Source organism: Haemophilus sp. HMSC061E01 (genome assembly GCF_001810345.1).
In the GTDB taxonomy this organism is placed as follows: Bacteria; Pseudomonadota; Gammaproteobacteria; order Enterobacterales; family Pasteurellaceae; genus Haemophilus_D.
Genome location: NZ_KV800996.1, coordinates 1 through 7,571, shown reverse-complemented (window position 1 = coordinate 7,571; position 7,571 = coordinate 1). Strand labels below are relative to the sequence as shown.

Below are 7,571 nucleotides of genomic sequence, written 5' to 3'. Positions count from 1 at the left end.
CAGTAGGTGCTGGCGTTGTTGCGAAAATCATCAAATAATTGATGTATTAACTGTAACAAGTTAGATTAAGAAGGCGTATCGAAAGATACGCCTTTTTGTTTGCCTAAAATTCAGTGAAATTATAATGAAAGTTCAAATTAAACATGTGAATGTTAGGGAGAGAGAAATATTCTTTGGAAGAAAAGAGTGGCGGAAGGTCATGGGAGTTGAACCCACCCGGGAACGCTGGCGTCCCCAACAGGATTTGAAGTCCTGCCACCTCACCGGAGATGACGACCTTCCGTTATTGAAATTGCGGTTACTTTAGCGTAAATTAGTTCGCAATTCAACGCCATTTTGAAATAGGAATTAAAAATGACCGCACTTTTTCAACAACTTCCTTCGGTAGATAAATTTTTAAAAACACCAGAAGGTGAAATGCTTTTAACTGAATTTGGTCATTCAGCTGTCGTGCGTGAATTGCGCCAATTATTGTCTGAAGGGCGCGAGTTTATTAAACAGCATCAAAATTTACCGCACTTTTTTGCCGATCATCTAAGTACATTGCATTATTTACAAGAACGATTGACTCAACAAAATCATGTACAAATTAAATCAGTTCATAATTTAACAGGCACGGTATTACATACAAATTTAGGACGAGCATTATGGGCTGAAAGTGCACAACAAGCGGCACTTCATGCGATGAAAGGTAATGTTGCGCTGGAATATGATTTGGAAGAAGGAAAACGCAGTCATCGAGATAATTATATTAGTGAACTACTTGCGCAACTCACAGGTGCAGAAGCTGCATGTATTGTGAATAATAATGCGGCAGCCGTACTCTTGATGCTGGCAACCTTCGCAAAAGATAAAGAAGTGATTATTTCCCGCGGGGAATTGATTGAAATTGGCGGAGCATTTCGCATTCCAGACATTATGGCTCAAGCAGGCTGTAAACTTGTTGAAGTCGGAACAACAAATCGCACACATTTGAAAGATTATCGTCAAGCAATCAATGAAAACACGGCTTTCTTAATGAAAGTACATTGCAGTAACTATCATATTAGTGGGTTTACCGCTTCGGTTTCAGAACAAGAGCTAGTTGATCTTGGACGAGAATTTGATATTTCAGTGATTACGGATCTGGGTAGCGGTGCATTGATTGATCTAAGCCAATATCATTTACCGAATGAGCCGACGGTACAAGAAAAAGTCACACAGGGCGTAAACTTGGTGTCATTTTCAGGCGATAAATTATTGGGTGGAACACAAGCCGGTATTATCGTCGGTAAAAAAGAGTGGATTGCTCAGTTACAAGCTCACCCATTAAAACGCGTGTTGCGTTGTGATAAAGTGATTTTAGCCGGGCTTGAGGCAACATTACGCCTTTATCTCCAACCCGAAAAACTCACTGAAATGTTGCCAACTTTACATTTACTCACCCAATCGATGGATGTATTAAAAGAAAAAGCCGAACAACTTAAAGTCTGTTTAGCAAACCGCTTAAAAGATTACCAGGTTGAAATCGAAGAAAGTTTTGCTCAGATTGGGAGTGGATCTCAACCGATGGCGACGATTCCTTCTATTGCGGTAACGATAGCTGAAAAAACAGAGGCAAAATTGACCGCACTTTTAACGGTATTCAAAGCGTTAGAACAACCAATAATCGGCCGCGTTGAGAAAGGAAAAATTTGGTTAGATTTACGTAGCGTGGCTGATTTTAAGGCATTATTAGATACGGTGGAAAAATTATGATCATAGTAACATCAGGGCACGTCGATCATGGTAAAACAGCCCTTTTAAAAGCACTGACAGGTACGAATACCGCCCATTTGCCGGAAGAAAAAAAACGTGGCATGACCATTGATTTAGGCTATGCCTATTTACCTTTAAAAGAGAAAGTGCTTGGGTTTATTGATGTACCTGGCCATGAAAAGTTTCTCGCCAACATGTTGGCCGGGCTTGGTGGTGTGCATTATGCCATGCTTATTGTTGCAGCCGATGAAGGGATTGCCGCACAAACTAAAGAACACTTAGCGATTTTACGTCAGCTTCAATTTACTGAAATCATGGTAGTGATTACCAAGGCTGACCGAGCAAAAAATGAGCAAATTGTGGCACTAAAAACACAAATTCAGACAGATTATCCATTCTTAGCTGAATCTCATTATTTTATTACATCGGCACAAACAGGCTTAGGTATTGATGCGTTACGCGATTATTTAGCCAATTTACCTGAATTAGCTGAAATAGATAAACCGTTCCGTTACGCCATCGACCGTGTTTTTAGCGTGAAAGGGGCGGGGACAGTGGTAACAGGGACAGCATTTGCGGGAACGGTGGCCATTGATGATGAACTCTTCCTTTCTACGGGACAAAAGGTTCGCGTAAAAAATATCCATGCTCAAAACACACCAAGTGAGAAAGGTGTCGCAGGTCAGCGTTTAGCGCTCAATTTAAACGTTGATTTAGATCGTATTCCAATGCAGCGTGGCGATTGGTTGTTAGCCTCAGAACCGCTTGAACCAACCGATCGTATTACTATTGAAATTACACCTGAAGTGAATTTGAAAGACAGTCAGCCTGTACACATTTATCATGCGGCAAGCCGTACAACGGGTAAGCTCACCTTACTTGAAAGCAAAAATGCAATGAAAAATGACCGCACTTTGGCTGAGGTCATTTTAGAACAGCCATTATTTTTAGCTTTTGGGGATAAATTAATTTTACGTAGTGGTGATGCGAAAGCGTTAATTGGTGGTGCCAAGGTACTCGAAATTCACTCACAAAAACGTTATAAGCGCACAGAGGCTCGTCTAGCGTTCTTGGCTAAACTTAATCAGGCTCAAACCGCCACACAACGCATCGGATTGACCTTACAAAAAGAGGCGATTTCAGCTCAAGCTTTAATGTGGAGTGAGCAACTAACCGAAAATCAACTGGCTGAAGTATTAGCCGAGAATGGCGATATCCGTTTCCAAAATTGGTGTTTTAATCGCGATTATCAACGTGAAAAAACGCAGCAAATTTTGACCGCACTTGCCACCTATCATGAGCAACATAATGATCAGCTAGGTTTGAGTAAGGCCCGCTTATACCGTATTGCGACACTAAACCAACCGGAAAATCTGATTTATCATTTTATTGAAGAAATGCTTGATGAAGGCCAATTGCAGCAGACTCGTGGCTGGTTGCATTTGCCTTCACACAAAATCCAATTTTCAGCCGAAGAGCAAAGCTTATGGCAAGCGGTGTTTGCTGAATTTGAGAAAGCGCATGGTCAAGCCATTTGGGTGCGTGATATGGCAACAGCCTTGGCGCAAGATGAAAGTGTGATGCGTAATTTTATGTATAAAGCGGGTAAATTGGGCTATCTTACGCCAATCGTAAAAGATCGATTTTTCCTGACTGAGAGCATTTATGCTTATGCTCGCTTAATTAAGCAAATAGCAGGTGAAGAAGGTAAGATTGCGGTAAATGAATTACGTGACAAGCTTAATTTTGGTCGAAAACTGACCGTACAGTTAATGGAGTATTTTGACCGTACCGGCTTTTTACGCCGCAAAGGCAATGACCATATTTTACGTGATAAAGATACATTTGATTTATAGGTAATACATGAAAAAGACACTGATTTCAGCCTTAATTTTAACCGCACTTTTTGTGGTAACAGGCTGCGAAGATAAAGAAATGAAAGCAACCATTGAGCAACAAACACAGACAATTGCACAACTAACGGCAGAAAATACGCAATTAAAAGCTGAAAAAGAAAAGGCGGAGAAGGTTATTCCAGCAATTATTGCTCAAGATGATGTGATTTTTGATAAAGAGGAAACCATCAAATATCCTAAATCGCTCAAAGAAGATGAATATGTGCCTGTAGAAGGTAAACTTCATTACAGCATTTCTACACTAAAAACGAATATTGAATGGTTAGATACACTACTTTTAGAACAAATTTCAAAAAATGCAGATGGCAAACCAAGAAGTCGCGAGCAGCTTATTACGGATTACCAGAAAAAATATGATGAAGCTAAAAAAGAGATGTTGGAATTCCCGATAATTGGTGTTGATGAAACTTTAGAGTTAGCATTTAGTCACCAAAGAGGTAAGCTTGCTGTATTTTTAATAAATTATTACAGCTATGGCGGTGGCGCTCATGGCGTTGGTGGTTATCATTATCTTAATATTGATTTAGAAACGAAAAACTGCTCTCATTTGATGATGTGTTTAAACCAAACCAACAAGCTAAATTAAAAGAGCTACTTTGGGAACGTTACACTCGATATGGCGAGGTAAAAGATGAGGAAGCATTTACATCAAAAGACGCTTTTGAAGTGACCGATAATTTCTATTTAGATCATGATGGGATTCACTTTGTGTATAACGTGTATGAAATTGCGTCTTATGCAGAAGGACCACAGGAGCTTGTGATTGAGTGGTGGAATGCCTCTGCGTTATTGAAGCCTGAATTTCTTCAGAAACAGTATTATCCCGTTTCGAGTAATACGGCAGAATAACAAAGTGCGGCCAATATTGGCCGCATTTTTATTGGCCTTTTTTCACCCAGTATTTAAAAGGGGTGTCTTGGGTTTCACTCGCTAAAAGAGTATGTTCCATAAATTGGCAGAAGCTGGGAATATCGCGAGTCGTGGCTGGGTCGTCAGCCAAAATAAGCAGAACTTCACCTTCATTCATGTGGCGAATGTTTTTTCTCACAAGCATTACAGGTTCTGGACAACGTAAACCAACGGTATCAAGGGTTTTATCGACAGTAATTTCAGTCATGGTTATTCATTAGTTTTATTGGAATTGAGCTACATCATACAATAATTATGGGGAAATTTCGATAAATCCGCTATCAATGATAAACTACGCAACAAATTTACTTGAATAATATTCCATGGCTGAATACCTTATCCCCAAAAGTGCGGTCGTTTTTGAAGAAGAAATTAAGAAAAGTCGATTTATCACGTATTTGCAACATACGGAAGGACTTGAACAAGCCAAAGCTTTTTGGGCAGAAATTAAAGCGCAGCACCCTAATGCCCGCCATCATTGTTGGGCTGCAGTGGCCGGCAAGCCAACGGATTCGCAGCAATTAGGTTTTTCCGATGATGGTGAGCCAGCTGGCACTGCAGGGAAACCGATGCTATCCGCTTTGCAAGGTAGCCAAATCGGTGAGATTAGTGCCGTAGTTGTTCGTTATTATGGTGGCATTTTATTAGGCACTGGCGGTTTAGTTCGTGCTTATGGAAATGGTGTGCAGCAAGCTTTAAAATTATTAGAAACTGAACGAAAAGTAGAACGTCAGTTATTCCAAGTTCATTGTGATTATGCACAATTAAATTGGATCCAAATTTTATGTGAACAGCATCAAATTGAAATTTATCAACAAGATTTTCAAGTACAGATTACATTGCAGTTAGGCATTAGTGAAGATCAAATTAAACCTTTTGAACAAGCATTAATTGAGCGTTCGGCAGGAACGTTGAAATTAGAAGAAATGAATTAAGCGAGATATTGTGCATATTTTATCCATTATTCGGATTATCGGCATTTTGATCATGTGTTTTTCCGGCACGATGCTGATTCCAGCCTTTGTGGCGCTTATTTATGGCGATGGAGGCGGTAAAGCGTTTATGCAAGCTTTTGCATTGAGCTTAACCGTGGGCATGTTGCTTTGGTGGCCTTGTCATCACCACAAACAAGAATTGCGATCTCGTGATGGTTTCTTAATTGTGGTGGCATTTTGGTTCGTTTTGGGTGGTCTAGCAACCTTGCCATTGCTATTATTTGACTCACCTCATTTAACAGTGGCTTCCGCCGTGTTTGAAGCATTTTCTGGGCTAACAACCACGGGTGCTACCGTCATGACAGGATTAGATAATTTACCGAAAGCCATTCTGTTTTATCGTCAATTCCTACAATGGTTAGGCGGGATGGGGATCATCGTGCTTGCGATTGCGATTATTCCTTTATTAGGTATTGGTGGAATGCAGTTATACCGTGCAGAAATGTCAGGCCCAATGAAAGATCAGAAAATTCAGCCTCGGATAGCGGAAACGGCAAAGGCATTGTGGTTTGTTTATTTCTTTTTAACCATGTCTTGTGCTTTGGCTTACTGGCTAGCGGGTATGACACCATTTGATGCGATTACACATAGTTTCTCAACCGTATCTATTGGCGGCTTTTCTACTCATGATGCTAGTATCGGCTATTTTAATAGTTCGGCGATTAATTTTATCACCGTCATTTTCCTGTGGATTTCGGCTTGTAACTTCGCATTGCACTTCAGAGCATTTTCGACCTTAGGACGAGAAAATATTTTGAAGATTTATACAAAAGATCCAGAATTTCGCTTCTTTATGAGTATTCAAATTTTGCTTATCGTGGCTTGTACATTGGTAATGATAAGCCATCAATATTTTGATTCCTCATGGCAAGATTTTGAGCAAGTCGTATTCCAAGCCGTATCGATTTCAACCACAACAGGTTACACCACATCAAATTTCGCTGAGTGGCCTTCTTTTGTGCCAATGTTATTAATTATTGCCTCTTTTATTGGGGGCTGTGCGGGCTCAGTTGGTGGCGGTTTGCGTGTTGCACGGATTTTAGTGTTATACCTTCAAGGTGCAAGAGAGCTAAAACGATTTGTTCACCCAAATTTAGTGTATCCAATTAAATGGGGTAAAAATGTTCTTGATGAACGTGTGATTGGAAGTATTTGGGCCTTTTTCTCTGCATATCTATTGGTATTCACGATTTGTTTGTTAAGTGTGATTGCCTGTGGTGTCGAACCTTTTGATGCATTTAATGCAGTATTGGCAAGTATTAATAACCTTGGACCAGGCTTAGGTTCAGTAAGTAGTAATATGACAGCGATGCCAGATAGTGCTAAATGGGTACTAACTATTGCGATGGTGTGCGGCCGTTTAGAAATATTCACACTATTGGCGCTTTTCACACCGGCATTTTGGAAGGAATAATGAAAACATTAATTTTATATTCAAGCCACGATGGGCAAACAAAAAAGATTGCTGAATTTATGGCTCAGTATCTTGAAGAAGAAGTAGTGGTTTCACCGTTAACGGAGGAACCGGATCTTCTATTTTTTGATCGGGTGATTATTGGGGCATCCATTCGCTATGGTCATTTTAATAAACAGTTATACCATTTTGTGGAACGCCATCATGAATTACTGAATGCAAAAAGAGCGGTCTTTTTTGGCGTAAATTTGACAGCGAGAAAAGAAGGAAAAGATACGCCAGAGGGAAATGTCTATGTGCGTAAGTTCCTTCAACGTATAAAATGGACGCCGGAAAAAGTTGGCGTGTTTGCAGGGGCATTGTTATATCCGCGCTATAAATGGATTGATCGTGTCATGATCCAATTGATTATGAAAATTACAGGTGGTGAAACAGATACGACCAAAGAAATTGAATATACCGATTGGGGAAAAGTAAAGACATTTGCAGAAAGCCTGAATTCGTAGAATAAAACACCATAAAAATTGTGTTTTTTAGACGATTTGATTAAAAGATCTTCAACTAAGAAAAAATTTACATTTTTTTACAAAAAGATCTTGC

At 39.8% G+C, this 7,571-nt stretch carries 8 protein-coding genes and 1 tRNA gene; 7 read left to right on the top strand and 2 right to left on the bottom strand.

Features of this window, described 5'->3' with window-relative positions; all coding sequences use genetic code 11:
* Nucleotides 1-187: 187 nt before the first annotated feature.
* Nucleotides 188-282 (bottom strand) — tRNA-Sec (locus tag HMPREF2732_RS00195).
* Nucleotides 283-354: 72 nt separating this feature from the next.
* Here HMPREF2732_RS00195 and selA point away from each other — a divergent pair.
* From selA to HMPREF2732_RS09940, 4 genes are read left to right on the top strand one after another with little or no spacing between them, the layout of a single operon-like run.
* Nucleotides 355-1,737, top strand: a complete 1,383-nt coding sequence (gene selA, locus HMPREF2732_RS00190; protein ID WP_070589876.1) for an L-seryl-tRNA(Sec) selenium transferase — start codon at nt 355-357, stop codon at nt 1,735-1,737.
* Nucleotides 1,734-3,593, top strand: a complete 1,860-nt coding sequence (selB, locus tag HMPREF2732_RS00185) for a selenocysteine-specific translation elongation factor (RefSeq protein ID WP_070589873.1) — start codon at nt 1,734-1,736, stop codon at nt 3,591-3,593. The genes selA and selB overlap by 4 nt, the downstream gene beginning before the upstream one ends.
* Nucleotides 3,594-3,600: 7 nt before the next feature.
* Nucleotides 3,601-4,239 carry a DUF3298 domain-containing protein gene (locus HMPREF2732_RS00180; RefSeq protein ID WP_261673751.1) on the top strand — a complete coding sequence of 213 codons (639 nt, stop codon included), beginning with the start codon at nt 3,601-3,603 and terminating at the stop codon, nt 4,237-4,239.
* A complete protein-coding gene (locus HMPREF2732_RS09940) occupies nt 4,209-4,502 on the top strand; it encodes an RsiV family protein (protein WP_261673750.1) in 294 nt (97 codons plus the stop codon). The genes HMPREF2732_RS00180 and HMPREF2732_RS09940 overlap by 31 nt, the downstream gene beginning before the upstream one ends.
* A gap of 28 nt (nt 4,503-4,530) precedes the next feature.
* Here the strand turns inward: HMPREF2732_RS09940 and tusA are convergent, their stop codons facing one another.
* A complete protein-coding gene (gene tusA, locus HMPREF2732_RS00175) occupies nt 4,531-4,770 on the bottom strand; it encodes a sulfurtransferase TusA (RefSeq protein ID WP_005697464.1) in 240 nt (79 codons plus the stop codon).
* A gap of 115 nt (nt 4,771-4,885) precedes the next feature.
* On the opposite strand from tusA, the gene HMPREF2732_RS00170 reads away from it, so the two are divergent.
* Genes HMPREF2732_RS00170 through hemG form a run of 3 tightly spaced genes read left to right on the top strand, consistent with a single transcriptional unit; the run spans nt 4,886 to nt 7,477 of the window.
* On the top strand, nt 4,886-5,497 hold the full coding sequence (locus HMPREF2732_RS00170) for a YigZ family protein (protein WP_070589869.1): 612 nt from the start codon (nt 4,886-4,888) through the stop codon (nt 5,495-5,497).
* Between the two features lie 10 nt (nt 5,498-5,507).
* The gene (locus HMPREF2732_RS00165; RefSeq protein WP_070589863.1) at nt 5,508-6,971 is read left to right on the top strand and encodes a TrkH family potassium uptake protein; all 1,464 of its coding nucleotides are present in this window, start codon (nt 5,508-5,510) and stop codon (nt 6,969-6,971) included.
* A complete protein-coding gene (gene hemG, locus HMPREF2732_RS00160; RefSeq protein WP_070589856.1) occupies nt 6,971-7,477 on the top strand; it encodes a menaquinone-dependent protoporphyrinogen IX dehydrogenase in 507 nt (168 codons plus the stop codon). The genes HMPREF2732_RS00165 and hemG overlap by 1 nt, the downstream gene beginning before the upstream one ends.
* Nucleotides 7,478-7,571: the final 94 nt, after the last annotated feature.